Raw genomic sequence first — 22540 nt, forward strand, 5'->3', positions numbered from 1 at the left:
GCGATCGGCTGGCCCTTTTCGAGAATATAGGTCGAGACGATTTTGGTCGGCTTGTCGCCGCCCTTGAGCGAATGCGGCTTCCGCGCCGGGATCTGCACGGCGTCGCCGGCGCGGACCGCGCGGGGCGCCTCGCCATCGACCGACAGAACGCCGCCGCCTTCGACGATATAGGCCGATTCGATGCCGGGATGGATGTGGCGGGGGACGTCCCAGCCCGGCGCGATCTCGGCCGTGGCGATGATGGTTTCGTATTCGGGCGTCGGCCCGTCGATCCGTTTCAGGATCTCCCGCTTGAGCCCCGTCGACGCCGGGCTCTCGGCCTCGACCCCCGTAGCCATGAAGCCGCCAACCGCGCAGAGAGCGCAGGATGCGAAAATGCGGCGCGTCAGCATATTGCCTCCCTGGCTGAGATTCTTTGCCTTGGCGACCTATTCGGGCTGTTATAGCGGAGGGAAAGCGCGAATTCCATCGCGACGCAAATCGACAGACGAGGCCATGAACCAGGAACTGACCCTCTTCATCAGCACCTTCACCACCCTGCTGGCGATCGTCAATCCGCTGGAGGCCCTGCCCGTCTTCCTGACGATAACGCAAGGCCAAAGCCCGGCCGAGCAGCGCGCGGTGGCGCGCCGCGCCAGCCTCTATGCCGCGGGACTCCTGTTCTTCTTCCTGATTTTCGGGGCGATCATCCTCAAGATCTTCGGCGTATCGCTCAGCATGGTGCGGGTGGTCGGCGGCATCGTGCTGCTGAAGATCGGCTTCGAACTGTTCTCCGCCTCGTCCTCGGGCGGCGCCTTCGCCGCGCCCGCCGGCAAGGATCAGGGCGATATCGCCTTCGTGCCGCTCGCCATGCCGCTGATGTGCGGGCCCGGCGCGATCGCGACCATTCTCGGCATGACCTCGCTGGTCAAGAAATCGCAATTCGAACTGATGGCCTTTCTCGCCATCGCCGCCTCGATCATCGGGGCCATGGCCGTGACGTTCCTGTGCCTGGCTTATGCGGAAAAGCTGGTGGGGCGAATCGGTCGGCTCGGCATCGACGCCATTACCCGAATCACTGGTTTCTTCGTCGCCGCCATGGGCGGCGGGTTGATCTTCCACGGCGTCATCGAGGCGCTTCAGGAAGTCGGCGTGCTAGCGACCCACTGACCGGGGCCGCTCGCCCTGCTCCACCGCGTCCGATTCGGGCGTCTTGCCGGCCGCGCCCTCGATCCAGCTCACCCCGGCGCGATGCGCCCAGCGACTCAGGGCTTCGGCCATCAGCTCCGTTTCGACAGCGCCCCGGAAAGACGGCGCGCCCGCCAGCATGCGCATCTGCAAGGCCAGATAATGCGCCGACACGATGGTCTCGAGCAAAACCTCCTCGACTGAGCCATTTTCGGTCTCGGGAGGCGCGAGATCTTTCATAAACATTAACCCTCTTCGCGCAAGATGCGCGTGTCATGAAACCCCTCGCAAGAGCTTGCGCGAAAAGGTGGCTATTCTGCGCCTTTTCGCAAAGTTTAAGACGAGGAGCAGATCAGCGGAAGGCGCGGAAATAACATTTGGCGCGCCATCCAACACAATTAACATTCATGGTTACCGCCGTTGCTGAATCGGAACGATGCCCCCTAAGCCCATCGACGTGCCCGCGATCCTCAACGCCTGCAGCGTTTTCGCCACGCTGAGCGACGCTCAGCGGCGCGAACTGGCGGGAAAGGCCCGGATCGAGCATTTCACGGAGCGGACCCTTCTGACCCTGCGCGGCGAAAAGCCGGAACATCTCCGCTATATCGTCGCCGGAAGCATCGATCTGGTGCTGTCGACGGCCGAGGGCGGCTATTCCTGCCTGCCCGTGTTCCCCGGCCGCTGGGCGACCTGGCTTGGCTGTTTCGGCTCGGAGCCGCTGGTGCACGATCTCTGGAGTTCGGGCCACGCCACCGCCGTCGCCTTTCCCTGCCGCGATATCCAGAAGACCGTCTCGAACAATCCGGAAGCCTTGCGCCAGGTGATCGAGCATGTCGGCGAATGGACGCGCTTCCTGACCGGCTGGATGCTGTCCTTCTCCGCCTATGGACCGGAAAAGCGGCTGGTTTACCTGCTGTTGCTCGCCTCCTCCAGCGCCTGCGGCATCGCCCATGAGGGCGAGCCGACCGCGCTGACCCAGGCCCATATCGGCCAGTTCGGCTTCGGCTCCCGGCAGAAGGTGGGCCGCCTGCTGCGCGGGCTCGCCGACAAGGGGCTGGTCCATATGCGCTATGGCGCCGTCGTCATCCCCTCGCGCGCGCGGCTCGAAGACTATATTGCCGAGGGCGCCCCGCGACGCTCCGTCGCCCTGGACCGCGCCGCCCGCAAAATGGCCTGAGCGTGCGGCTGAATCGACGCACCTTTTTGTATCAGACGCCTGCGCGGGCCTCGCATCGTCCGGCAAGACTGTCGGCGGCGCTCTCGCTTGCCTGCGCGGCGCGCTTTTCCGCGCCCTGCTCCAGGCGCCCCTGCTCCAGACGGCTCTGCTCCAGACGCTTGCGCTCCCGCGCCAGAATGGCGGGCGCGTCGAGAGCGGCAATCGGCTGGCGCTGATCGAGCGGAATATCGCCGGCAAGCTGAAGCATCAGATAGCGGGCGCAGCAAACGCGCAGGAAGGAGGAGAAATTCTCCACCGCGCCATGCGTTTCCAGCACTTCCTCATAAAGCCGCGCCAGAATTTCGGGCACACTCAAGCCGTCGCGCCGGGCGATTTCCTCCAGCAGAGTCCAATAGACCTTTTCCAGCCGGACGCTGGTGGAGAAGCCATGCATGCGCACCGACCGCAGCCGGGTCTGCCAAAGCGATGGATCGGCATTGACGAATAATTGGCACATGGCGTCACGCCTTGCGGGCGACGGGCCGCGCCCTGACAAATAGATAAGCGCGGATGCGGGTCTTTGCAAATCCGCGCACGCACAATCGCTCGAGCGATTGTGCGTGTTCATAGCGGGGTCTCAATCGCCGGCGGCGGCCGCGGTATCAGGCGGCCGCGCGCTGCGTCGTCTGGGCGACCGGCGCGCCGATCTGCTGCAGCAATTGCCCGATCCAGGCCGGATGGGCCGGCCAGGCGGGCGCGGAGATGAGATTGCCGTCCGTCACCGCCGCATCGACGGCGATGTCGGCATAGGTTCCGCCGGCAAGTTCGACTTCCGGCTTGCAGGCGGGATAGGCCGAGCAGGTGCGTCCTTTCAGCACGCCCGCCGCCGCCAGCAATTGCGCGCCGTGGCAGATGGCGGCGACCGGCTTGTTAGCCGTGAAGAAATGGCGGACCAATTCGATCACCGCCGGATTCAGCCGCAGATATTCGGGCGCGCGACCGCCGGGAATGACCAGGACATCGTAATTTTCGGGGCGGATCTCGGCGAAGCTGGCGTTCAGCGCGAAATTATGGCCGCGCTTCTCGGTATAGGTCTGGTCGCCTTCGAAATCATGGATCGCGGTGGCGATGACGTCGCCCGCGACCTTGTCGGGGCAGACGGCGTGGACGCGATGGCCGACGGCCGCCAGCGCCTGGAACGGGACCATAATCTCATAGTCCTCGCCGAAATCGCCGACGATCATCAGGATATTTTTGGCGCTCATCGAAAATCCTCCGTTGGGCAAGCCGCGGCTTGGGACCGCTGTGCGCTTGCGGAGGGGATTATGGAGCGCCGCCGGGCGCGCGGGTGTTACCGGGTTATCGCGCGCAAACGATAAGGGCCGGGACAAGCCCGGCCCTGCAATAGCGAAAAAAGCGATACGCGCCGTTCACGCCAGCTTGTCGACCTGGCCATATTCCAGCTCGACCGGCGTGGCGCGGCCGAAAATCGACACCGCGACTTTGACGCGCGAACGGCTTTCGTCCACTTCTTCGATGAGGCCCTCGAAGGAGGCGAACGGGCCGTCGTTGACGCGCACCTTCTCGCCGACCTCGAAGGAGATCGAGGTCTTCGGACGATCGACGCCCTCGGCGACCTGGCCCTTGATCCGCTCGGCCTCATGTTCGGGAATCGGCATGGGCTTGTTGTCGGAGCCCAGGAAGCCTGTGACCTTCGGCGTGTTCTTGATGAGATGGAACACATCGTCCGAAAGGTCGCATTTCACCAGCACATAGCCGGGGAAGAACTTGCGCTCGGAATTGAACTTGCGCCCGCGCCGCACTTCGACGACCTGTTCGGTCGGGACGAGAATTTCGTCGAATTTATCGATCAATCCGCGCTGGGCCGCGCCTTCGCGGATCGATTCGGCGACCTTTTTCTCGAAATTCGAATAAGCGTGGACGATATACCACCGTTTGGTCATGGATTTATCCGAGGAAACTGGGTTGGGCGGCCAGGCTGCCGCTCGCCGCGCGCTCAGCGCCCGAAGCTGAGGATGAACTGGACGGCGAGACGGATGAGTTGGTCGACCGAGACGAAGAACAGGGCCGCCATGAAGACCATCAGGGCCACGAGTCCGGTCGTGATCAAGGTCTCGCGGCGAGTAGGCCAAGTCACCTTATTGGCCTCGGCGCGCACTTCCTGAAGAAAATTGAACGGATTGGCCATGTCGGTCCCGATTCGCCGCCTGAGTCTGCCGCACGGCGGGTTGCGAAAAGAAAGGCGGCGCGGGACCTTTCGGCCGCGCGCCACATTCACGTCTTATAACGAAGCCCGGCGACTGCGCCAAGTTTTTTCTTGACAGCGGCGGTTTTAACCTTCGGGGCTGTCGCCGCGCGCCTTGCGGCTGCGGCGCGCCCATTGGTTCAGCCCCTCCACCACCAGCGAGAAGCCGATCGCCGAATAGATGAAGCCCTTGGGAATGTCATAGCCGAAGCCGTCGGCCACCAGGGTCATGCCGATCAGCAGCAGGAAGGACAGAGCAAGCATCTTGACCGTGGGATTTTCACGGATGAACTGGCCGATCGGCCCCGCCGCCACGATCATCATGCCCACCGCCAGAATCACCGCCAGCGCCATGACAATGAAATCATCCGCCATGCCGATGGCGGTCAGCACGCTGTCGAGCGAGAACACGATGTCGAGAACGGCGATCTGGAAAATGGCCTTCCAGAAGCTCTTGCCCTTGCTGTGACCCTCCTCGGCGTCCGGGTCGATCTCCTCGTGGATCTCCATCGTGCCCTTGTAGAGCAGGAACACGCCGCCCAGGGTCAGGATGAGGTCGCGGCCGGAAACGCCATGGCCGCCGATCGAGAACAGGGTCGACGTGAGATGGGTCAGCCAGACCATGCCGCCGAGCAAAGTGAGGCGGAAGACGATCGCCATGCCGAGGCCGAGGCGGCTGGCGAGAGCGGCGCGCGCCGGCGGCAGGCCCTGGGTCGACAAGGCGACGAAAACGAGATTGTCGATGCCAAGGACGATCTCGAGCACGGTCAGCGTCGCCAGGCTAACCCAGGCGTCGATATGGGTGAAGACAGCTAGATGTTCCAAATTCCCCTCTGGCGGTTACAACCGCGCGGCGACGTTCGCGCTGGGCCGCCACTATAGACGTCTGATTGTGAAGAGAAAACGGCGTTGTCTCAGCCGCCGGTCGGCAAGCGGAGCGTGAACTGGGCGCCGCCGCCCTCGCGATTGGCCGCGCTGATCGAGCCGCCATGCTCGCGGGCGATGGCGTAGGAGATCCATAGGCCGAGGCCGGTGCCCTCGCCCACGGTCTTGGTGGTGAAGAAGGGCTCGAACATTTTGTCGAAGGCGACATCGGCGATGCCCGGACCATTGTCGGACACCACGATCTCGACGTCGCCGCCGACGAGCGCCGCCCGCACCTCGACCAGCGGCCGGCTGATTCCGCGCACGGCGTCGATGGCGTTGTCAATCAGATTGACGACGATCTGGTGGATCTGGCCCTCATTGCCCCAGACGAACAGGCCCGGCGCGACATTGACGTCGAATTGGGCGTGATTCTTCTTCGCCCGCGCCGCCCATTGCACCGCCGTGGCGAGAATCCGCTCCACGTCGATCTTCTGCGCCTCATGGGCGCGATTGAACGAGATGCGGCGCAGGTTCTTGACGATTTCGCTGATGCGCTTGGCGCCTTCCAGCGTGCCTTCGATCAACGGCTCCAGATCGCGCAGGATGGCGTCGATGCGATATTTGCGGCGCAGCGCGTCATCGCCGCCCGCCGCGCCTTCCTCCGCGAAATAATCCGTCAGGCTTTTCCGATAGCGGTCCAGCACATGGACATTGCCATAGACGAAGGAGATGGGATTGTTCAGCTCATGGGCCACGCCCGCGACGAGGCGGCCGAGGCTGGCCATTTTCTCCTGTTCGATCAGCTTGCGCTGCGCCTTCTGCAATTCCAGATGCGCGCTGTGCAGCGCTTGATAGGCCCGGCGCAATTCGCCGATTGGACGGCCGGTCAGCACCGAGCCGACGCAGCGGCCGGAATGATCGTAGCGGCCGGAAAAATTGATCGCCATCACATCGGACGGGCCGTTTGCGGTCAGGAAATGCAATTCGCAATCGATCGCCTGCGCCGCCGCTTCGCTGCGCGGCCCGCCCGAAAGGTGGCGTCGCGCCTCGTCACGATCTTCCGGCCCGACCAGATCGAGCAACGGCCGCCCGATCAGGACGCTTTCCGCCCTGCCGAGCAAAGCGACAAAGGCCGGATTGGCCTGAAGCACTTGTCCCCGCTCGTCGCAGACCACGAGAATGTCGGAAACCGAGGCGATGACGCTGGAGATGAAGCTCTGCGCTTCCTCCAGTTCGGCGTTCTTGCTTTCAAGATCGGCCTCGTAGCGCAGCAGGTCGGAATAGACCTCGTCCACGCGCTTGACGACATCGCGCCAGACCGATTCCTGATTGTCGGTCAGTTCGGTCTCCAGCCCCGATCCCGCGAGGGCGAGGATATTTCCGGGCCGCCCGGAACGGTCAGTCGTCATGCTCTGCGTCCTGAAGCAGGTCGCGGCGCAGGTCGTAGCGATCGATCTTGGCGCGTAGGCCGACCCGCGACAGGCCGAGCCGCTCCGCCGCGCGGCTGATATTGCCGCCAAGCTCCTCCAGCGCGCGGGCGATGATCCGGCGCTCCAGCGCCTCGACCTGATCCTTCAGCAGGCCGGCGCCGTCAGGACCGTTGACGGCGGGCGCGGCGCCGATGCGCGGCGACAGCAGATCGGGGCCGAGCGGCGCGTCATCGTCGGACATGGCCACCATGCGCTGAATCTCGTTCCGCAATTCGCGAATATTGCCCGGCCAATTATGGGCGCGCAGGCGTGTCATGGTCTCCGGCTCAAACCCCGCGACCTTGCGGCGAAAGGCGCGGTTAACCTCATCAAGCAGATTGGCGGCGATCTTCGGCAAATCGCCATTGCGCTCCGCGAGCGAGGGCAGATGGATCGGAAAGGCGTTGAGGCGGTAATAGAGGTCGCGGCGGAAACGCCCCTCCTCCACCTCGCGCTCCAGATCGCGATTGGTGGCGGACACCACCCGCACATCGACCTTGCGCGAGCGCGTCGCGCCGAGCGGGCGGATTTCGCGCTCCTGCAACACGCGCAGCAGCTTGACCTGAAAGGCCGGCGAGGTCTCGCCCACTTCGTCCAGAAAGATCGTGCCGCCATCGGCCAGTTCGAACAGGCCGATGCGGTCCTGATAGGCGCCGGTATAAGCGCCCTTCTTGCAGCCGAACAATTCGCTTTCCAGCAATTCGTCGGGCAGCGCGCCGCAATTCTCGACCACAAAAGGCTTGTCGCCACGCGCCGAGCCGAAGTGAATGGCGCGCGCGAGCAATTCCTTGCCGGCGCCGGAAGCCCCGGTGACCAGCACCGAAATATCGTAACGCGTCGCCTTGCGGGCCAGAGCCAAAGTCTCGGCCATCGGACCGTCCGGCTCGTGGACGATGCGGTCGAATTCGAACATCCGCCGCTGCTCGCGCCGCCGCTCCGCCAACACCCGGTTGAGCGTGTCGTGCGAGGGCTTGGCGTCGGAGCCGAGGCCGCCCGGCTCCTTCTGCATCCGATAGAGCCGCACCGCGTCGCGCACGCAATCGACCAGTTTCTCGGGATGCCAGGGCTTGGTGATATATTGATAGATGCCGGCCTCGTTGACGCCGGCGATAATGTCTTCCGATTCCGAAAAGCCGGAGATGATCATCCGCACCGGGTCCGGCCAGGTCTCGCGCACACGGCGCAGGAAATCGACCCCCGTCTCGCCCGGCATGCGCTGGTCGCACAGGATCACCTGCACCAGATCGCCGGCCAGGATCGCCTCGGCCTCGCGCGCGTTCTGCGCGCAGAGCACGTCGAATTCCTCGCTGAGCACCCGTTGCAGGCTTTCCAGCGAGCGCAATTCGTCATCGACGATGAGGACGGCTCCGGACGGACTCATGACATCACCTTGTCACGCGAGCGGACCGAGCGGTGTGCGGCGAGATGCAGCGGGGTCCGCGATTTCACCACCTTGCGAATGAAATTGTGGCGCGCGACATGGTAGGAAGGATCGAAGCCCCAGAAATTGCGCCGCATTTTTTCCAGTTCCTCCGCTCGATAAGCGTCAAGCGGCTTTCGCGCCTCGTCATCAGCCCTTTGCGCCGCTTTTTCAGCGAGACGACGGCCAAATTCATCCGATCCGACCAGAGCCTCGACGTGAGCGCGCAGCGCCGCGAAGGCCTCCGCCGGCTCCTCCGGTAAGATCTGGTCGACAAGGCGCAGGCGCAACGCCTCGTCCGCGCCGATGGGCAGCCTTCCCTGGGTGATCTTCCGCGCGGTCTGCGCGCCGACCCGCCGCGGCAAAAGATAGGTCCAGTATTCGGAGCCGTAAAGGTTGCCCATGTCCTTGTAATGCGGGTTGAGAACCACGCCGCGCCGCATCAGGACGATATCGCCCGCGAGCGCCAGAAAGACGCCGCCCGCCCCGGCGTTGCCGCGGATGCAGGAAATCACGAGGCGGTCATTGATGTCGAGCAGCGCGCGAACGCAATCATTCATGGCGTTGATGTTTCGCCACGATTCCTCGGCCGGGCTCGCCGCCGCCTCGATGACGCCAAGGTGGAGGCCGTTCGACCAGTAATCGGCTCCCCCCGTCAACACCAGGGCGCGCGCCGGACGCTTGCGCGCCGCCGCGATCGCCTCGCCGAGCGCTTCGCAATCGGCCACGGCCATCGCGCCATTGTGAAAATCGAAATGGAGATAGCCGATCTCGCCGGCCTGTTCGAAACGGACGCTGGAATAGCCCGGCGCTTCCGGAAACCGCGAGGCTTCCTCGGCGAGGACATGGCTCGCGGGCAATTTCAGGGAGCCGGCGGGAATGTCTCGCAAATGGCCGATCCAGACCGCGCCGTCGCGCGCCGCCACCGCGACCGCTGGTCCGCTGCGCGCCAGAAGCGTTCCGGGAGCGCCGCGAGGCAGGCCGGTCGCTTCGCGCGCGTCGCAGCATAGCAGCCTGCGGCCGGCGATCTCGGCCGGCGCGCCGGGCGAGCCGTCGGCGGAGCGGATCTTGCGCAGCACAGTCGCGGTATCGTCCAGGGTAAAATCGACCGCGCGACGCGACCTTTCGCAAAACGGCTTGATGGGACTCGACGGCGGCGGTGGCCCGGGCCGCCTGCCCGCCCTCAGCATGTCCAACGCCTCGAAAACGCATTCGACGGCGGCGCGCGTCGCCTCGCCCCGGTAAAGGCTCGATTTTGTCGCCGCGCGCATCGGGAAGGCGCGGCTTGCCCACACCGCGCCGGCGTCCAGTTCCTCGACCGCCTCCAGCAGCGTCACGCCCCATTGTTCCCGCCCCTCCAAAATGGCCCAGTCGAGCGCTGAAGGGCCTCGGTCGCCGGGCGGCCCGGGGTGGACGATCAAGCACAGGGTCTGGCGAAAGACGTCTTGGGGAATGGCGCGTTTCAGGAAGGGGGCGAGAATCACATCCGGACGAAACAGGTCCACCGCCTCGCGCAGAACATCATCCGACACATCATATTCGACGCTGACCTCCTCGCCCCTTTCGCGCAACTCGACGAACAGCCTTTGGGTCAGGCTGTTGAACGAATGGCAGAGCAGAAGAATCCGCATTTCTCGGTCCTTCAGCAGATGCGCGGCAATTGCTCGCCGGACAGCCAGTCCACAATGCGGTCGCCGCCGAAACTCGTCGCCATCTGCACGAAACGATGCTCGTCCTGCACGACATGGCCGATGATCGCGGCGTCCCGTCCAAGCTCATGCGCGCGCATGACGGCGAGCAGCCTCTCCGCCGCCTCCGCCGCGACGAAAGCGACGAGCTTGCCCTCGTTCGCCACATAAAGCGGGTCGAGGCCCAGCAATTCGCACGCGGCGGCGACTTCCTTCTTCACCGGCAGCGCGTCCTCGTCAATGCGGACGCCCACGCCGGATTGATGCGCGATCTCATTGAGCGTCGCGGCGAGTCCGCCACGGGTCGGATCGCGCATCAGCCGCAGATGCGGGCCGCAGGCGCCGACCATATCCGCCGCCAGTCCGTGCAAGGCGGCGGAATCTGAAAGAATGGCCGTATCGAATTGCAGGTTCTCGCGGCTCGACATGATGGCGACGCCATGGTCGCCGATGGAGCCCGAGACCAGGATCACATCGCCGGGCCGCGCCCGATCGCCGGACAGATAGAGGCCGTCCGGCACGGTTCCGATTCCGGCCGTCGAGATGAACACCCCATCCGCCTTGCCGCGCTCGACCACCTTGGTGTCGCCGGTGACGATCCTGACGCCGGCTTCGCGAGCCGCAGCGCCCATGCTTCGCGCGATGCGTTGCAGATCGGCGAGCGGAAATCCCTCTTCGAGGATAAAGCTGGCGGAGAGATACAACGGCCGAGCGCCGGACATGGCGAGATCGTTGACCGTGCCGTGCACCGCCAGCGACCCTATGTCGCCTCCGGGGAAGAACAGCGGCGAGACGACATAGCCATCCGTGGTCATGGCGAGGCGACCGCCGGCGACGGGAAATACGGCCTGGTCATTGCCCTGCGCGAGCAGGTCGTTGTCAAAAGCGTCGCGGAAGATTTCGGCGATGAGCTGGGCCATGGCGCGACCGCCGGAGCCGTGGGTCAAATCGACGCGGCCGTTCTTCACGTCGAGCTTCCTGATTCTGAGGCGCGGCGCGTTCACGAGGCTTGCCTTTCCTGATGAACGTCGCGGAAGCGGCCGTAGGTCCAATAAGCCGCGCAGGACCCTTCGGACGACACCATGCACGAGCCCATCGGCGTCTCCGGGGTGCACAAAGTCCCGAACAATTTGCAGTCGACCGGCCGCTTGACGCCACGCAAGATGGCGCCGCATTCGCAGGCCGGATTGTCGCTAGCCGGGACCGTCGCGACATCGAACACCTTTTCGGCGTCGAAGGCCGCGAACTCATCGCGGAGCTTCAGCGCGCTATAGGGAACCTGCCCGAGGCCGCGCCATTCGAACGACGAACGAAGCTCGAAAATCGAGCTGACGATGTCCTGGGCCTTGAGATTGCCGTCCGGCGTGACGGCCCGGATATATTCGTTCTCGACCTCGTGCCGGCCCTCATTGACCTGGCGCGTCAGCATCAAGATCGCCTGCATCACGTCGAGCGGCTCGAAACCGGCGACCACGACCGGCTTCTGGAACTCTTCCGCGAAAAAATCATAGGGGCGCGTGCCGATCACGGTCGAGACATGGGCCGGGCCAATGAATCCGTCGATGCGGACTGTCCCGAGTTCCCGCACTTCGGGGCTTTCCATGATGTTCTGGATCGCCGCCGGCGTCAGGACGTGATTGCAGAAGACGAAGAAATTCTTCAGACCCTCGGCCTGCGCGGTCAGGATCGCCATGGCCGTCGGCGGCGTGGTCGTTTCGAAGCCGATGGCGAAGAAGACCACTTTGCGCTCCGGCTCGTCGCGCGCGATGCGCAGCGCGTCGAGCGTGGAATAAACCATGCGGATATCCGCGCCCGCCGCCTTGGCCTTGAGCAGGCTTTTGCTATCGGATGAGGGCACGCGCATCAGATCGGCATAGGTGCAGAGCGTGACGTCTGGCCTTTGCGCGAGCTTGATGGCGTCATCCATGCGGCCGACCGGCAGCACGCAGACCGGGCAGCCCGGTCCGTGGATCATGCGCACGTTTTCCGGCAGCAGATCTTCCAGGCCGTAGCGCGCGATGGCGTGCGTGTGGCCGCCGCAGAATTCCATGAAGCGGTAATCCTTGTCCGGCCGGGCTTCGGCGCGGATGGTCGCGGCTATGGCGCGCGCCAGTTTGCCGTCGCGATATTCGTCGACATATTTCATGCGCCCGCTCCCTGTAATTGCCCCGCTTCCGCCAATAGCGCGAGGGTCTTCTCGGCCTCTTCCGGGTCGAGTTTGTTCAACGCATAGCCGACATGGAGGATGACGTAATCGCCGGGCGTCACGTCCTCGACCAAGGCGAGCGAAATGGTTTTCTGCACGCCGTCGAGCGTGACGCGCGCCATGTCGCCTTCAAGCAATTCCGTCACCTGCACAGGAATGGCCAGGCACATTTTTCTACCCTCTCTCTCGTTCGCCCGCGCCGTCATTGCGAGGAGCGACAGCGACGAAGCAATCCACCTTTGTGGCGAGCCGCAGCGTGGATTGCTTCGCGGAGCCTGTCATCGGACCGGCCAAAGGCCGGATCCGTTGGCTCGCAATGACGGCCCGCGCCAGAACCGCCTGGCCGAGCGACAAACCGCCGTCGTTCGGGGGAAGCTTCCGCGCCAATAAGGGCGCAAATCCGCGTTCCCGCAAAGCGACGGCGAGCCCCTCCGCGAGCACGCGATTCATCAAACAACCGCCGCCGAGCGCGATGGCCTCGCCCGGCCGCGTCAGCGCCGCAAGCCAGGCGGCGAAGCCCGCGATCAGCGTGCCGTGCAGCAGTTCGGCACCTTCGCGTGGGCTGGGCCGCGCGTCGATGAGATGCGTCAGCAGAGGCGCGAAATCGACCGTTCCGTCGCGTAGAATGAAGCCGCCTTCCAGCGCACGCGGCGCGCGGACCAAAGCTTCGAGCCGCATCGCCGCCTGACCCTCGAAATCCTGCCGCCGGGCGAAGCCAAGCAAGGCGGATGCGGCGTCGAACAGGCGCCCGGCGCTGGTCGTGACCGGCGCGCCGCGTGACGCTAAGCGAACCAGTTGCGCCGCCTCCGGCCAAGCGGCGAAAAAACCCGCCGCCTCGTCCAGCCGGCCAAGCGCGGCGAAAGCGGCTATTCCCATGCGCAGAGGCTCGCGCGCCGCGCGGTCGCCGCCGAGCAGCGCCAACGGCGCAAGATGGCCGACGCGCGCAAAACCGCCCTGCCCGTCGAGCCGCAACGCCTCGCCACCCCAATTGGCGCCGTCATCGCCAAGACCATGACCATCCAAAGCCGCGCCGAACAAGGCGCCGCCAAGGCCATGTTCGGCGCCCACCGCCGCGACATGGGCGGCGTGATGCTGGAAACGCAGCACGGGCGCGCCGCTTTCTTCGGCGAAACGAGTCGACAAATAATCGGGATGGAGATCGCAGGCGACGGCTTCCGGCTTCACGTCGAGCAGGCGCAACAGATGCGCCGCGCTCTCGCGATAGAAACGATAGGTTTCTGCGTCGGACAGGTCGCCGATATGCTGGCAGACGAAAGCTTCGCGCCCGCGTGTGAGCGTCAACGTCGCCTTGAGATGGCCGCCGCAGGCCAGCACGCTCGGGCCGTCTACGCCAAGGTCGATCGGCTCCGGCACGAAACCGCGCGCCCGCCGCAGAAAGGCCGGCGCGCAATCGACGATCTGCATCACGCTATCGTCCGCGCGCACGACAATGTCGCGATCATGCGTCACGATCAGGTCGGCGATGGCGGCGAGCTTTTCGCGCGCCTCGTCATTGTCGGTGATGAGCGGCGCGCCGCCGGGATTGGCGGAGGTCGCGACCAGCGCGAAATCCTGCGCAGCGTCGCGCGCGCCGCCCGCCGCGTGGAACAGCAGATGATGAACCGGCGCATAGGCCAGCATGACGCCGAGCCGCGCCATATCGGGCGCGACCGCGGCCGGCAGATTGCCGCGGCTCTCGACCAGAACGATCGGATGCGCCGGCGTAGAAAGCAGCGCGCGTTCCGCCGCGCTCGGTCTGCCGAACAAGGCGACCGAAGCCGCATTGGCGACCATGATCGCGAAAGGCTTCGCCTCGCGGTTCTTCCGCGTGCGGAGCCGCGCCACCGCCTCGGCGTTTTTGGCGTCGCAGAGCAGATGAAAGCCGCCGATCCCCTTCAGCGCGACGATTTTCCCGGCGCACAAAGCCGCGACGATCTCCTCCGGCTGATGCGACAGGCGCGGCCCGCAGGTCGGACAGGCGATGGGCTCCGCATGGAAGCGCCGGTTGGCGGGATCGGCGTAATCCCGCGTGCAATCGGCGCATAGCGGAAACCGCGCCATCGAGGTCTGGGCGCGGTCATAAGGCAGCCGCTGCGTCAGCGTGTAGCGCGGGCCACAATGGGTGCAATTGACGAAGGGATAAAGATGAAACCGGCTCGCCGGATCGAACAGGTCGTCGAGGCATTTGTCGCAGGTCGCGGCGTCGGCCGGAATGCGCGTGCGCGCGACGCCGGAGCGGGTGGCCTGAATGGTGAAATCGCATTGGCCGCGCGGCGAAACCCGTTCGATCTCGACAGAGTCGAGCCGCGCCAGCGGCGGCAGTTCGCGCCGCAACGCTGCGACGAAGGCCTCCGTCTCCGCGCCCTCGATTTCAAGCGTGACGCCGGAGGCGTCATTACGCACGAAACCGCCGAGGCCGTAGCGCGTCGCCAGCCCATAGGCGAAAGGCCGGAAGCCGACGCCCTGCACAGCGCCGCGTAGGCGCAGACGCAGGCGCGTCAGTTCGGTCTTCGTCTCGGCCGCGAGCGCGTCCATCAGCCGGCCTTCCTCTCCTCGGCCTTGCGGCGCGCCAGAGCGGCGCGCGCCTCGATCCAGGCGTAAAAGGCGGCGAGGCCCTCGCCGGTCTTGGCCGAGACCACCAAAGTCTGCAGATTGGGATTGACCCGCAAAGCATGAGCAATGCAGGCGCCGACGTCGAAATCGAGATGCGGCAGCAGGTCGGATTTGTTGAGCAGCATCAGGTCGGCGGCGGCGAACATGTCGGGATATTTGGCCGGCTTGTCCTCGCCCTCGGTTACGGAGAGCAGCACGACCTTATGCGCCTCGCCCAGATCGAACGCCGCCGGGCAGACCAGATTGCCGACATTTTCGATGAACAGCAGCGAATGGTCGGCAATGTCGAGCGTCTCCAGCGCATGGCCGACCATATGGGCGTCGAGATGGCAGCCCTTGCCGGTATTGACCTGGATCGCCTTGGCGCCGGTGGCGCGGATGCGCTCGGCGTCGTTCGAGGTCTGCTGATCGCCCTCGATCACCGCGATGGATTGCCTGTCCTTGAGATCATTGATCGCCCGCACCAACAGCGAGGTCTTGCCCGAGCCGGGGCTGGAAACGAAATTCAGCGCCAGCACGCCCTTGCGCGCGAAAGCGCCGCGATTGTCCTGCGCATAGGTGCGGTTCTTGGAGAGAATGTCGCGCTCGATCTGGACGATGCGCTCCTGGCTCAGGCCGGGAACATGGACTCCCGCGAGCCCGGCGCCGTAATCGAGTGTTTCGCCCACGGGGCCGTGGGCATGGCTGTGATGATGATGCCCATGATCGTGGTCATGATGATGATCGTGATCGTGGCCATGAGCGTGATCGTGGTCGTGTTCATGATCATGATCATGATGGTGGTCATGCGCGTGCGAATGGACGTGATCGCCATGCGCATGGCTATGCGTGTGTGCGCCTTGCGCCTTATCGCTTAGCGTCTTGTCACCTTCCTGGGTGGCCGTTCCGCAGCCGCAAACCGTGCACATTATTCGACCTCCAGTTCCTTGACGCGCATTTCGTCGCCGCTGGTCATTTGCACCTTGTGGCCGCCGCATTCGGGGCAGGCGCCGAAGCGTTCGGACAGCGCCACATTTTTCTCGCAATCGAGGCACCAGCCCTGCCCCGGCGTGCGGACGATCTCCAGCTTGGCGCCCTCGGCCAGAGTGCCGCGCGTGACGACATCGAAGCAGAATTCCATCGCCTCAGGCTCGACGCCGGACAAAGCCCCGATTTCGAGCCAGACCGTCTTGACCCGTCCAAAACCCTGCCGGCGGCCCTCCTCAGCCAAGATCTCGACCACGCTTTCGGTCAACGACATTTCATGCATGGCTTTGGTCCGAAATTTCGGCGACGGCGCGAATGCACGGGTCGAACACGAAAGCCAGTCGCTCCACCCGCCGTTTCGCCGTCGCGCCCTGGCCGATTGTGGCGCCAAGCAGCGCCCGTGCGAAGGGGCCTTGCGGATGAAAATTCCATTCCGTGGGCGCCACAATGTGATAATCCGCGATGCGCCCGGCATCGTCGAGCCGCAAGGCATGATGGAGCCGGCCGCGCGCGGAATCCACCGCCGCGAAGCCGCCCCCCGCGCCATCGCCGCGCACGGCGATCAAGCCGTTCGGCGCCGCGCCACCCTCTATCACGCGGCCGATCGCCTCAAGCGTCGCCGCCATATCGGCGCGCCGCGCCGCGAGCCGCGCTGCCAAACCACCCTCCGCGCAACGTTGCCGCGCGGCGGCGCCGGTTTCAGGACAACGCCCCGGCAAGGCGGGCAGGCGCGCGAAAGCCGCGTCGCACGTCATCGCGTCCCAGACGGCCGGATCGTCTTCGACGCGCAGCGGATCGAGCGGAACCGCCGAAAACTGCGTCGTTTCGCTGTCGGCGCGCGCTTCCGCCATCTGGCGGACGAAAACGCCGGAGCCGTCGCCCAAGCCCAGCGCGCCGGCGACCTCGCTCAGGCGCGGAAACAGATCGCCGCCGTTTTCGGGCAAGGCGCGTAAGAGCTTGAGCGCCTCCCGCAAAGCCGCGATGTCGTCCGAGGCGGGCGCGCCGTCGGCGGGCCAATCGAGCAGGCTGGCGCGCAGCATTTCGCCCAGCCGCTCGCACAGCAGTTTCAGCCCTCGCGCACGGATTTCTCTCTCGTCGACCGCGACGCCCGCGGCCACCTCGCCCGCCGCCAGCGCGGCGAGCGATTGCGCGGCCGGGCACAGCGAGAATAGCCGGCCGGCCAGGATCGCGGCTTCCGCCGGCGCGAGGCCGATGAACAGCGGCGACGGATCGGCGCGCGGCGAGACGATCTCGACATGCTCGACCACGCCTTCGCGCACACGCGCGCGCAAAACAAGAGAGGCCGCCGCCGCGCTCATGACGCCGCCTCGCGCGAAAAGGCGCCGCGAAAAAAGGCCCGGCGGTCCATGGATTGCGGCGCGGGCGGGGGTGGCGGCGCAGGCTGCGCCAGCAGCAGGTCGAGCGCGGCCTGCGCGGTCGCAACCGCCGCCTCCTGATCGACAAAATCCTGCATCGGCGAGAACAGCGAGCACATCAACAGCCGAGGAAAGCCGTCGAGATCGGCCGCCAGAAACTCCACCGCGCCGGTGGGCAGCGCCAGGGTCTCGGTCGTCCCCGGCGCCGCCGCCACCGCCGGCGCATCAGCGAAAGGCGCCGCGATAACATTCATGAACCAGGGCGTCACGACAATGCCCACCGCCCAATCGCCGCAAGGCCGGAACCCGGTCGCGGCGACGTCCAGCCGTTCGTTGCAGATCGGCACGTCCCGCATCGCGCCCTCGTGAACCGCGCGGAAATGCGCCTCCAGCCGTTCCGCCAGGCGCGCGCATTCCATGACGCGCGCGTCTTCATCCATTGTCGCCGAGCCTCATGAAGCGCGCCTGCGCGGCGTCGCAATGGGGGCAGCGCCAATCCTCGGGCAGCGCCGTGAAAGGCGTTCCGGGCGGTATCTGCCACACCGGATCGCCTTCCGCCGGGTCATAGACCTGCCAGCAGACGCCGCATTCCATTTTCGCATGGTCGTCGACATTTCGATTCTTGCCGAAATTCTCGAACCCGGTCATGCGAAATAGGCCTCCTCCATCTCGCGCAGGCGCTGGGCGCTGTCGCGGAAATCGTCCTCCGCCGCGCAGGCCGCCGCCGGCGCGTCGCCGACCTCGAGTGTGTCGAGCACGATCTCGTCCATGGCGTTGAAGAACTGCACCGACCAGACGTTTTTCGTGCCGGTGGAGAGGATGCGGCAGGAGCTATAGCCCTTCGAGACAAGGCGCACCGCGCCGGGACCAAGCTGCTTCTGCAGATGGCTCATGTCCTCTGGCGTCATCGGCAGCAGCGAGAAGGTGACAGTGTGGCTCGGCTCGCCGACCCGATGCGTCTCAGAACGATCCGCGATCTCGGCCAGCAGCGGCATCACATTCATGGCGCCGGCCGGCGGCTCGCCCATGTCGAGCGGCTGGCAATTGACCAAAGCGGCCCGACGCGCGATTTCCGGCAGGCTCGACACTTCGAGATAATCGGCGAACAGCTTGCCGTTCGGATCGGTGAAGCGCACGCGCCACAGGCCCGCCATGACGGATTCCTGGATCTGCGCGCCGACCCCATCGGGCAGCGACACCAGGCCGGCGACCTCGCCCTCGCCCACCACATCGTCGATCAGGCTCAACTCGTCCGTCGAGAATTCGGTAAGGTCGAACAGCAGGCCCGGCGCATTGGCCTGCTGCGTCTCCAGCGCCGCGACCACCGCCGGCAGCAGCTTGCTGACCCGCGGACAGGCCGCGATCAACTCCTCCGCCTTTCCGGTCGCGAGCAGGGAAATCTTGCGTCTGGCAGGCGCCTCGTCGAGCGGATCGCCGCCGATCGGCATCACGGTCATCGCATTGTCGCCGCCCTCGGGCGCAACCCAAAATCCCGCTTTCATCGCTCAGGCTCCCTGCGAAAAGGTGAATTCCACTTTCGGCCCCTTGGGCCCGGTCAACGCCGGCGCCTTCGGATCGAGCGCGGCCTCGATCTTTTCGAGATAGACCGACCAATCGAGAATTTTCGGTAGCACGCCGACCGGATCGCCCGCACGGGTCACGCAGAGCGAGGGCAGGACGAAAATCTGGAAACGACCCTTCAGCTTGGCCTCGGCCTCGGGCGCAACCACGGCGCCCCGCAGGCGGCCGGCGAAGGCGCGCAGAATTTCCGGCAGCACGGCGGCGACGTCCGAGCTTTCCGGACGCGGCGCGGCGGCGCCGGAGAAAAACAGCAGGGCATGGGCGCTTTCGCCCAAGGCCGGAGCGAGAAAAGCGTCGATATTGGTTTCATCGACGAGAGGCAGGCCGGCGCGCTGAATCAGCGCGTCCAGAAAGGGCGCAGTCATGGCGTTTCCTCTTTCGTTTTTGTCACGGACTTTCCGCAAGAAGGGCGCCAGATCCGTAGAAAAGAAAATTGCCGGAAATGGCAGGCTTTCTTGCGCTTGCGCCGCGCGTCGCCGTCTTGTTCAGGAAAGAGACCTTACATCAGCGGTCAGGCACTTTCCAGTCGGTCAGCGCAAATGGTCGGGCAATTGCGGCTCGCGATCGAGATCAGCGAAAGCGGAGCCGAAATCCTCGCCGCGCATGGCGGCGGCGAGGCCATCCAGGGCCTGATCGATCAGACCCGCCTCTTCGGCGTCCAGAACGCGGACCGCCGTGTCGATATGGATCAGGACCTGCGTCCCGATCGGCTGCGGGCCGAGCAGCAGCATGGAAACCCGCCGCCGCTCCTCGCGACGCTCGCATAAAGCCGAAATGTCGTCGCCTTCGACGATGCGCATCGGGACGCCCAGACACATGGCTTGTTTTCCTGTGTTACGATCTGCCCCTCACCCGACCCTCTCCCCGCTTGCGGGGAGAGGGGATGAAGCTTCTCAGGCGTTACCGAGCAGCCAGGCGCCGCCCAGCGCGACCAGAGCGCCGGCGATGCGGGACAAGGTTCTGCCCGGACGCAGCATGGACAGGCCGAGGCCGATTCCTTGCAGGATCAGGCTCGCCAGCACGAAGCCGGAGAAAAATGAGATCTCCGTCGCGGCGGCGGGCGCTTCGGCGCCATGGGCGAAGCCGTGGCAGAAGGCGAAGGCGCCGACGAGAGCCGCGGCGGCCAAAGCCGGCATTTTCACGTCAAAGGCGATCAGCAGGCCCATGACCGCGACAGAAGCGGCGATGCCATATTCGATGAAGCCCGGGGCCTCGGAATGAAAGCCAAGCGCCGCGCCGACAACCATGACGCCGGCGAAAATAGCCGGAATGGCGAAGCGCATCCGCCCTCCGAACTGGCCGGCCCAATAACCGACTGCGATCATGGCCATCAGATGATCCGCGCCGGTGAAGGGATGGACGAAGCCGTCCTCGAAGCCCATGGCGTGCAGGCCGGGATGGGCCGAGGCCGCGAAGGGGAAAAAAGCAAGCGCGGTCGCGGCGGCGGCGGTCTTCAGGATTTTCTTCATTTCATCCTCCCGTGCGGACCGCAGCGATCCGCGTTTCGTAGCTGGTCATGTCGATATCATTGCCAAGCAGCGGCTCGACGGCCTCGCCCGGCGCGCGGCGGCGGCAGGGCGCGCCCCATTGTTCCAGAATGACAGCGGCGAGTTCCGCCGCCTGCACGAGGCGGTCGCGTACCGGCGCGGTCAGCGGCCCGCCCCAATCCTCAAGGTCGAGAGGCTGACAGCCGATCAGGACGAGCCGCTCCGGATAATCGCCCATCAGATCGGCTGCGGAAAGCACTTCCTGAAAGCCGGTCTGGTGCAGGCTCATTTTCTTGGCGCCGGTGAATTTCGGCACTTCGTCGCCCTGAACCAGTTTCAGCGTGCCGGGCTCCAGGCCATAATCGATGGCGTCGAACACCAGGAGATCGTCGGCCTCCTGCACGAATTGCACAAGATAGAGACCCTGCGTGCCGCCGTCGAGCAGGCTGACATTTTCAGGCGTGACGAATAAGGCGTGGAAGACTTCGAGAGCGCGGACGCCGAAGCCCTCGTCGCCCCAAAGGATATTGCCGATGCCGAGCACGAGAACCCTGCGAGGAGTCTTGTTTGTCATGTCAGACGCCCTCGTCACGGAACTGGCGCTCGCCGGAGACCATCGAGGAGATCATCGACTGCCGCGACATGATGTCTTCGCGCACCGCCGCATAGATATGGACCATGGTGAAGGAGACCAGAACCCACATGCCGAGGTGATGCCAGGTATGAATGTCCTGGCTGTTCGGGAAGATCGAGAACACCCAGCCGAACAGAGCATATTGCCAGCTGCTGCGGCCGGCGCCCTCGGAATAGAGCGCGAAGCCGGTGACGATCATGAACGCCGTGCCCAGGGTGAAGACGAAGAACATCATCAGATGGGCGAGCGGATTATGCCCGACATATTGCTTGGGATATTTCTCCAGAAAGGCGTACCAGCGCAATTCGTGGAAGACGCCTTTCCAGAAATCCGCGCGCCAGAACGGCACGTAGAAAATCTGCTTGGCGTGGGCGTTGCCGACGAAAGCCCAATAGATGCGGAACAGGAACAGCACCGCCATGGTCTGCCCCGCCGCGAAATGGGCGAAGCGGATATAGCCCATCTGGAAATGCGCGCTGGCCTCGCCGGTCACGCTGTCCGGCGGCGTGCCGATCAGATAGCCGGTGATAAAAAGCGTCACCATGCAGAGCGCGTTGACCCAGTGCCAGAGCCGCACCGGCGCCTGGTAGACATAGACCGTGCGGCGCGCGACGGTCTTTTCGCCATGCGAGTCCGTAATATCGTTGACCTGCGTTATGACATTCATCGCGGCCTCCCCGATCGTATTATGTTTTTAGCCTTTTCCCTTCTCCCCTCGCGGGAGAAGGTGGCTCGCCGCGCGAACGGCGAGACGGATGAGGGGGCGTTTTAAACGACCAAGACCCCCTCATCCGGCGCTTCGCGCCACCTTCTCCCGCAAGGGGAGAAGGGACGACCGGCGCCTCGCCCTTTACCGCACCTGCACTTTCGCCATTTCCTGGCCGTCCTCGCTCATGACATGCGTCGAGCAGGCGAGGCACGGATCGAAAGAATGCAAGGTGCGCAGGATCTCGACCGGCTGGTTGGGATCCGCCATCGGCGTATCCATCAGCGAGGCTTCGAAGGCGCCGATATTGCCTTTCGGATCGCGCGGGCTGCCGTTCCAGGTGGTCGGCACGACCGCCTGATAATTATCGATCTTGCCGTCCTTGATCCTGATCCAGTGGGCCAAAGCCCCGCGCGGCGCCTCGGTGAAGCCCACGCCCTTGACCTCGGACGGCCAGGTCTTCGGGTCCCATTTGTCGACATTGGCGGTCGAGCTGTCGCCATTCTTGATATTGGCGATCAGCTTGTTCTGGAAATGCCGCATCTTATAGGCCGCCCACTGGCTCTCCAGCGCGCGCGCCGCGGTGCGGCCGAGTGTCGAGAACAAAGCGTTGACCGGCAGGCCGAGGTCGGTGAGCACCTTTTCGACCGGCTCCTTGAACTCCGGCTTGCCCTGCGCATAGCCGACGATCCAGCGCGCGAGCGGGCCGACCTCCATCGCATGCCCCTTCCAGCGCGGCGACTTGATCCAGGAATATTTGCCGCTCTCGTCGAGGCTTTCGATATTGGTGCGCGTGCCCTTGGTGTTGGGGCCGAGCTCGTAATGCGGGTCGGTAATGCCGTCCCAGGGATGCAGCCCCTTGGTCTCGTCCGGATATTTGTACCAGCTATGGGTCACGAACTCCTGGATCTCGTTCGGATCGCGATGATCGACCGGAT

The 22540-nt window shown here is 64.9% G+C and carries 27 protein-coding genes and 1 pseudogene; 2 read left to right on the plus strand and 26 right to left on the minus strand.

Features of this window, described 5'->3' with window-relative positions; all coding sequences use genetic code 11:
• On the minus strand, positions 1-392 hold a 392-nt coding region (locus ACE3S9_RS02905), incomplete at its 3' end, for a cupin domain-containing protein (protein ID WP_374544929.1).
• A gap of 103 nt (positions 393-495) precedes the next feature.
• Between ACE3S9_RS02905 and ACE3S9_RS02910 the strand changes: the two genes are divergently transcribed.
• Complete coding sequence (locus ACE3S9_RS02910) at positions 496-1149, plus strand: MarC family protein (protein ID WP_374544930.1); 654 nt, start codon at positions 496-498, stop codon at positions 1147-1149.
• Here ACE3S9_RS02910 and ACE3S9_RS02915 read toward each other — a convergent pair.
• Positions 1135-1407 (minus strand): hypothetical protein, encoded by a 273-nt coding sequence (locus tag ACE3S9_RS02915; RefSeq protein ID WP_374544931.1) that lies wholly within the window; start codon positions 1405-1407, stop codon positions 1135-1137. The two genes, ACE3S9_RS02910 and ACE3S9_RS02915, sit on opposite strands and share 15 nt — an antisense overlap.
• A 196-nt stretch (positions 1408-1603) precedes the next feature.
• Between ACE3S9_RS02915 and ACE3S9_RS02920 the strand changes: the two genes are divergently transcribed.
• Positions 1604-2344 carry a Crp/Fnr family transcriptional regulator gene (locus ACE3S9_RS02920; RefSeq protein ID WP_374544932.1) on the plus strand — a complete coding sequence of 247 codons (741 nt, stop codon included), beginning with the start codon at positions 1604-1606 and terminating at the stop codon, positions 2342-2344.
• A gap of 154 nt (positions 2345-2498) precedes the next feature.
• Here ACE3S9_RS02920 and ACE3S9_RS02925 read toward each other — a convergent pair.
• The 24 genes and pseudogenes from ACE3S9_RS02925 to ACE3S9_RS03040 all read right to left on the minus strand — a co-directional run.
• Positions 2499-2840 (minus strand): annotated as a pseudogene (locus ACE3S9_RS02925) (ribbon-helix-helix domain-containing protein); the annotation flags it as partial.
• A 145-nt stretch (positions 2841-2985) separates the two neighbouring features.
• The gene (locus ACE3S9_RS02930) at positions 2986-3588 is read right to left on the minus strand and encodes a DJ-1/PfpI family protein (RefSeq protein ID WP_374544933.1); all 603 of its coding nucleotides are present in this window, start codon (positions 3586-3588) and stop codon (positions 2986-2988) included.
• 165 nt (positions 3589-3753) lie between these two features.
• Positions 3754-4287, minus strand: coding sequence for a transcription termination/antitermination protein NusG (gene nusG, locus ACE3S9_RS02935; RefSeq protein WP_374544934.1), 534 nt, complete (start codon positions 4285-4287; stop codon positions 3754-3756).
• A 53-nt stretch (positions 4288-4340) separates the two neighbouring features.
• Positions 4341-4532: a preprotein translocase subunit SecE gene (secE, locus tag ACE3S9_RS02940; RefSeq protein ID WP_374544935.1), complete on the minus strand. Its 192-nt coding sequence runs from the start codon at positions 4530-4532 to the stop codon at positions 4341-4343.
• A gap of 144 nt (positions 4533-4676) precedes the next feature.
• Positions 4677-5414, minus strand: a complete 738-nt coding sequence (locus ACE3S9_RS02945) for a TerC family protein (RefSeq protein WP_374544936.1) — start codon at positions 5412-5414, stop codon at positions 4677-4679.
• Between the two features lie 89 nt (positions 5415-5503).
• A complete protein-coding gene (locus tag ACE3S9_RS02950; protein WP_374544937.1) occupies positions 5504-6865 on the minus strand; it encodes a sensor histidine kinase in 1362 nt (453 codons plus the stop codon).
• Entirely contained in the window at positions 6855-8306 is a 1452-nt protein-coding gene (locus ACE3S9_RS02955) for a sigma-54-dependent transcriptional regulator (RefSeq protein ID WP_374544938.1), read from the minus strand. The genes ACE3S9_RS02950 and ACE3S9_RS02955 overlap by 11 nt, the downstream gene beginning before the upstream one ends.
• Positions 8303-9976: a hydrogenase maturation protein gene (locus ACE3S9_RS02960; RefSeq protein ID WP_374544939.1), complete on the minus strand. Its 1674-nt coding sequence runs from the start codon at positions 9974-9976 to the stop codon at positions 8303-8305. Before ACE3S9_RS02960 ends, ACE3S9_RS02955 begins: the two co-directional genes overlap by 4 nt.
• An 11-nt stretch (positions 9977-9987) precedes the next feature.
• Positions 9988-11037 carry a hydrogenase expression/formation protein HypE gene (gene hypE, locus ACE3S9_RS02965; protein ID WP_374544940.1) on the minus strand — a complete coding sequence of 350 codons (1050 nt, stop codon included), beginning with the start codon at positions 11035-11037 and terminating at the stop codon, positions 9988-9990.
• On the minus strand, positions 11034-12179 hold the full coding sequence (hypD, locus tag ACE3S9_RS02970) for a hydrogenase formation protein HypD (protein ID WP_374544941.1): 1146 nt from the start codon (positions 12177-12179) through the stop codon (positions 11034-11036). Before hypD ends, hypE begins: the two co-directional genes overlap by 4 nt.
• Complete coding sequence (locus ACE3S9_RS02975) at positions 12176-12409, minus strand: HypC/HybG/HupF family hydrogenase formation chaperone (RefSeq protein WP_374544942.1); 234 nt, start codon at positions 12407-12409, stop codon at positions 12176-12178. Before ACE3S9_RS02975 ends, hypD begins: the two co-directional genes overlap by 4 nt.
• Positions 12410-12413: 4 nt before the next feature.
• On the minus strand, positions 12414-14774 hold the full coding sequence (gene hypF, locus ACE3S9_RS02980) for a carbamoyltransferase HypF (RefSeq protein WP_374544943.1): 2361 nt from the start codon (positions 14772-14774) through the stop codon (positions 12414-12416).
• On the minus strand, positions 14774-15760 hold the full coding sequence (gene hypB, locus ACE3S9_RS02985) for a hydrogenase nickel incorporation protein HypB (RefSeq protein ID WP_374544944.1): 987 nt from the start codon (positions 15758-15760) through the stop codon (positions 14774-14776). Before hypB ends, hypF begins: the two co-directional genes overlap by 1 nt.
• Complete coding sequence (gene hypA / locus ACE3S9_RS02990) at positions 15760-16101, minus strand: hydrogenase maturation nickel metallochaperone HypA (protein ID WP_374544945.1); 342 nt, start codon at positions 16099-16101, stop codon at positions 15760-15762. Before hypA ends, hypB begins: the two co-directional genes overlap by 1 nt.
• Positions 16094-17137 (minus strand): nickel-dependent hydrogenase large subunit, encoded by a 1044-nt coding sequence (locus ACE3S9_RS02995; RefSeq protein ID WP_374544946.1) that lies wholly within the window; start codon positions 17135-17137, stop codon positions 16094-16096. Before ACE3S9_RS02995 ends, hypA begins: the two co-directional genes overlap by 8 nt.
• Positions 17134-17634, minus strand: a complete 501-nt coding sequence (hybE, locus tag ACE3S9_RS03000; protein WP_374544947.1) for a [NiFe]-hydrogenase assembly chaperone HybE — start codon at positions 17632-17634, stop codon at positions 17134-17136. The genes ACE3S9_RS02995 and hybE overlap by 4 nt, the downstream gene beginning before the upstream one ends.
• Entirely contained in the window at positions 17627-17842 is a 216-nt protein-coding gene (locus ACE3S9_RS03005; RefSeq protein ID WP_374544948.1) for a rubredoxin, read from the minus strand. Before ACE3S9_RS03005 ends, hybE begins: the two co-directional genes overlap by 8 nt.
• A complete protein-coding gene (locus ACE3S9_RS03010; RefSeq protein WP_374544949.1) occupies positions 17839-18696 on the minus strand; it encodes a hydrogenase expression/formation C-terminal domain-containing protein in 858 nt (285 codons plus the stop codon). The genes ACE3S9_RS03005 and ACE3S9_RS03010 overlap by 4 nt, the downstream gene beginning before the upstream one ends.
• Positions 18697-18699: 3 nt before the next feature.
• Positions 18700-19140: a hydrogenase accessory protein gene (locus ACE3S9_RS03015; RefSeq protein ID WP_374544950.1), complete on the minus strand. Its 441-nt coding sequence runs from the start codon at positions 19138-19140 to the stop codon at positions 18700-18702.
• A gap of 165 nt (positions 19141-19305) precedes the next feature.
• Positions 19306-19593, minus strand: a complete 288-nt coding sequence (locus tag ACE3S9_RS03020) for a HypC/HybG/HupF family hydrogenase formation chaperone (RefSeq protein ID WP_374544951.1) — start codon at positions 19591-19593, stop codon at positions 19306-19308.
• A 75-nt stretch (positions 19594-19668) separates the two neighbouring features.
• Positions 19669-20244 carry a HupE/UreJ family protein gene (locus ACE3S9_RS03025; protein WP_374544952.1) on the minus strand — a complete coding sequence of 192 codons (576 nt, stop codon included), beginning with the start codon at positions 20242-20244 and terminating at the stop codon, positions 19669-19671.
• Between the two features lies 1 nt (position 20245).
• Positions 20246-20836, minus strand: a complete 591-nt coding sequence (locus tag ACE3S9_RS03030; RefSeq protein WP_374544953.1) for a HyaD/HybD family hydrogenase maturation endopeptidase — start codon at positions 20834-20836, stop codon at positions 20246-20248.
• 1 nt (position 20837) lies between these two features.
• Positions 20838-21563, minus strand: a complete 726-nt coding sequence (gene cybH / locus ACE3S9_RS03035) for a Ni/Fe-hydrogenase, b-type cytochrome subunit (RefSeq protein ID WP_374544954.1) — start codon at positions 21561-21563, stop codon at positions 20838-20840.
• A 183-nt stretch (positions 21564-21746) separates the two neighbouring features.
• The coding region (locus tag ACE3S9_RS03040) for a nickel-dependent hydrogenase large subunit (RefSeq protein WP_374544955.1) at positions 21747-22540 on the minus strand (794 nt) is incomplete at its 5' end.

It is taken from the genome of Rhodoblastus sp., from assembly GCF_041915505.1.
In the GTDB taxonomy this organism is placed as follows: Bacteria; Pseudomonadota; Alphaproteobacteria; order Rhizobiales; family Beijerinckiaceae; genus Rhodoblastus.

Excerpts from the sequence above, each read along its gene's own strand:
- ACE3S9_RS02910 (WP_374544930.1), top strand. The coding sequence starts at position 496 with ATGAACCAGGAACTGACCCTCTTCATCAGCACCTTCACCACCCTGCTG.
- ACE3S9_RS02915 (WP_374544931.1), bottom strand. The coding sequence starts at position 1,407 with ATGAAAGATCTCGCGCCTCCCGAGACCGAAAATGGCTCAGTCGAGGAG.
- ACE3S9_RS02920 (WP_374544932.1), top strand. The coding sequence starts at position 1,604 with ATGCCCCCTAAGCCCATCGACGTGCCCGCGATCCTCAACGCCTGCAGC.
- ACE3S9_RS02930 (WP_374544933.1), bottom strand. The coding sequence starts at position 3,588 with ATGAGCGCCAAAAATATCCTGATGATCGTCGGCGATTTCGGCGAGGAC.
- nusG (WP_374544934.1), bottom strand. The coding sequence starts at position 4,287 with ATGACCAAACGGTGGTATATCGTCCACGCTTATTCGAATTTCGAGAAA.
- secE (WP_374544935.1), bottom strand. The coding sequence starts at position 4,532 with ATGGCCAATCCGTTCAATTTTCTTCAGGAAGTGCGCGCCGAGGCCAAT.
- ACE3S9_RS02950 (WP_374544937.1), bottom strand. The coding sequence starts at position 6,865 with ATGACGACTGACCGTTCCGGGCGGCCCGGAAATATCCTCGCCCTCGCG.
- ACE3S9_RS02955 (WP_374544938.1), bottom strand. The coding sequence starts at position 8,306 with ATGAGTCCGTCCGGAGCCGTCCTCATCGTCGATGACGAATTGCGCTCG.
- ACE3S9_RS02960 (WP_374544939.1), bottom strand. The coding sequence starts at position 9,976 with ATGCGGATTCTTCTGCTCTGCCATTCGTTCAACAGCCTGACCCAAAGG.
- hypD (WP_374544941.1), bottom strand. The coding sequence starts at position 12,179 with ATGAAATATGTCGACGAATATCGCGACGGCAAACTGGCGCGCGCCATA.
- ACE3S9_RS02975 (WP_374544942.1), bottom strand. The coding sequence starts at position 12,409 with ATGTGCCTGGCCATTCCTGTGCAGGTGACGGAATTGCTTGAAGGCGAC.
- hypF (WP_374544943.1), bottom strand. The coding sequence starts at position 14,774 with ATGGACGCGCTCGCGGCCGAGACGAAGACCGAACTGACGCGCCTGCGT.
- hypB (WP_374544944.1), bottom strand. The coding sequence starts at position 15,760 with ATGTGCACGGTTTGCGGCTGCGGAACGGCCACCCAGGAAGGTGACAAG.
- hypA (WP_374544945.1), bottom strand. The coding sequence starts at position 16,101 with ATGCATGAAATGTCGTTGACCGAAAGCGTGGTCGAGATCTTGGCTGAG.
- ACE3S9_RS02995 (WP_374544946.1), bottom strand. The coding sequence starts at position 17,137 with ATGAGCGCGGCGGCGGCCTCTCTTGTTTTGCGCGCGCGTGTGCGCGAA.
- hybE (WP_374544947.1), bottom strand. The coding sequence starts at position 17,634 with ATGGATGAAGACGCGCGCGTCATGGAATGCGCGCGCCTGGCGGAACGG.
- ACE3S9_RS03005 (WP_374544948.1), bottom strand. The coding sequence starts at position 17,842 with ATGACCGGGTTCGAGAATTTCGGCAAGAATCGAAATGTCGACGACCAT.
- ACE3S9_RS03010 (WP_374544949.1), bottom strand. The coding sequence starts at position 18,696 with ATGAAAGCGGGATTTTGGGTTGCGCCCGAGGGCGGCGACAATGCGATG.
- ACE3S9_RS03015 (WP_374544950.1), bottom strand. The coding sequence starts at position 19,140 with ATGACTGCGCCCTTTCTGGACGCGCTGATTCAGCGCGCCGGCCTGCCT.
- ACE3S9_RS03020 (WP_374544951.1), bottom strand. The coding sequence starts at position 19,593 with ATGTGTCTGGGCGTCCCGATGCGCATCGTCGAAGGCGACGACATTTCG.
- ACE3S9_RS03025 (WP_374544952.1), bottom strand. The coding sequence starts at position 20,244 with ATGAAGAAAATCCTGAAGACCGCCGCCGCCGCGACCGCGCTTGCTTTT.
- ACE3S9_RS03030 (WP_374544953.1), bottom strand. The coding sequence starts at position 20,836 with ATGACAAACAAGACTCCTCGCAGGGTTCTCGTGCTCGGCATCGGCAAT.
- cybH (WP_374544954.1), bottom strand. The coding sequence starts at position 21,563 with ATGAATGTCATAACGCAGGTCAACGATATTACGGACTCGCATGGCGAA.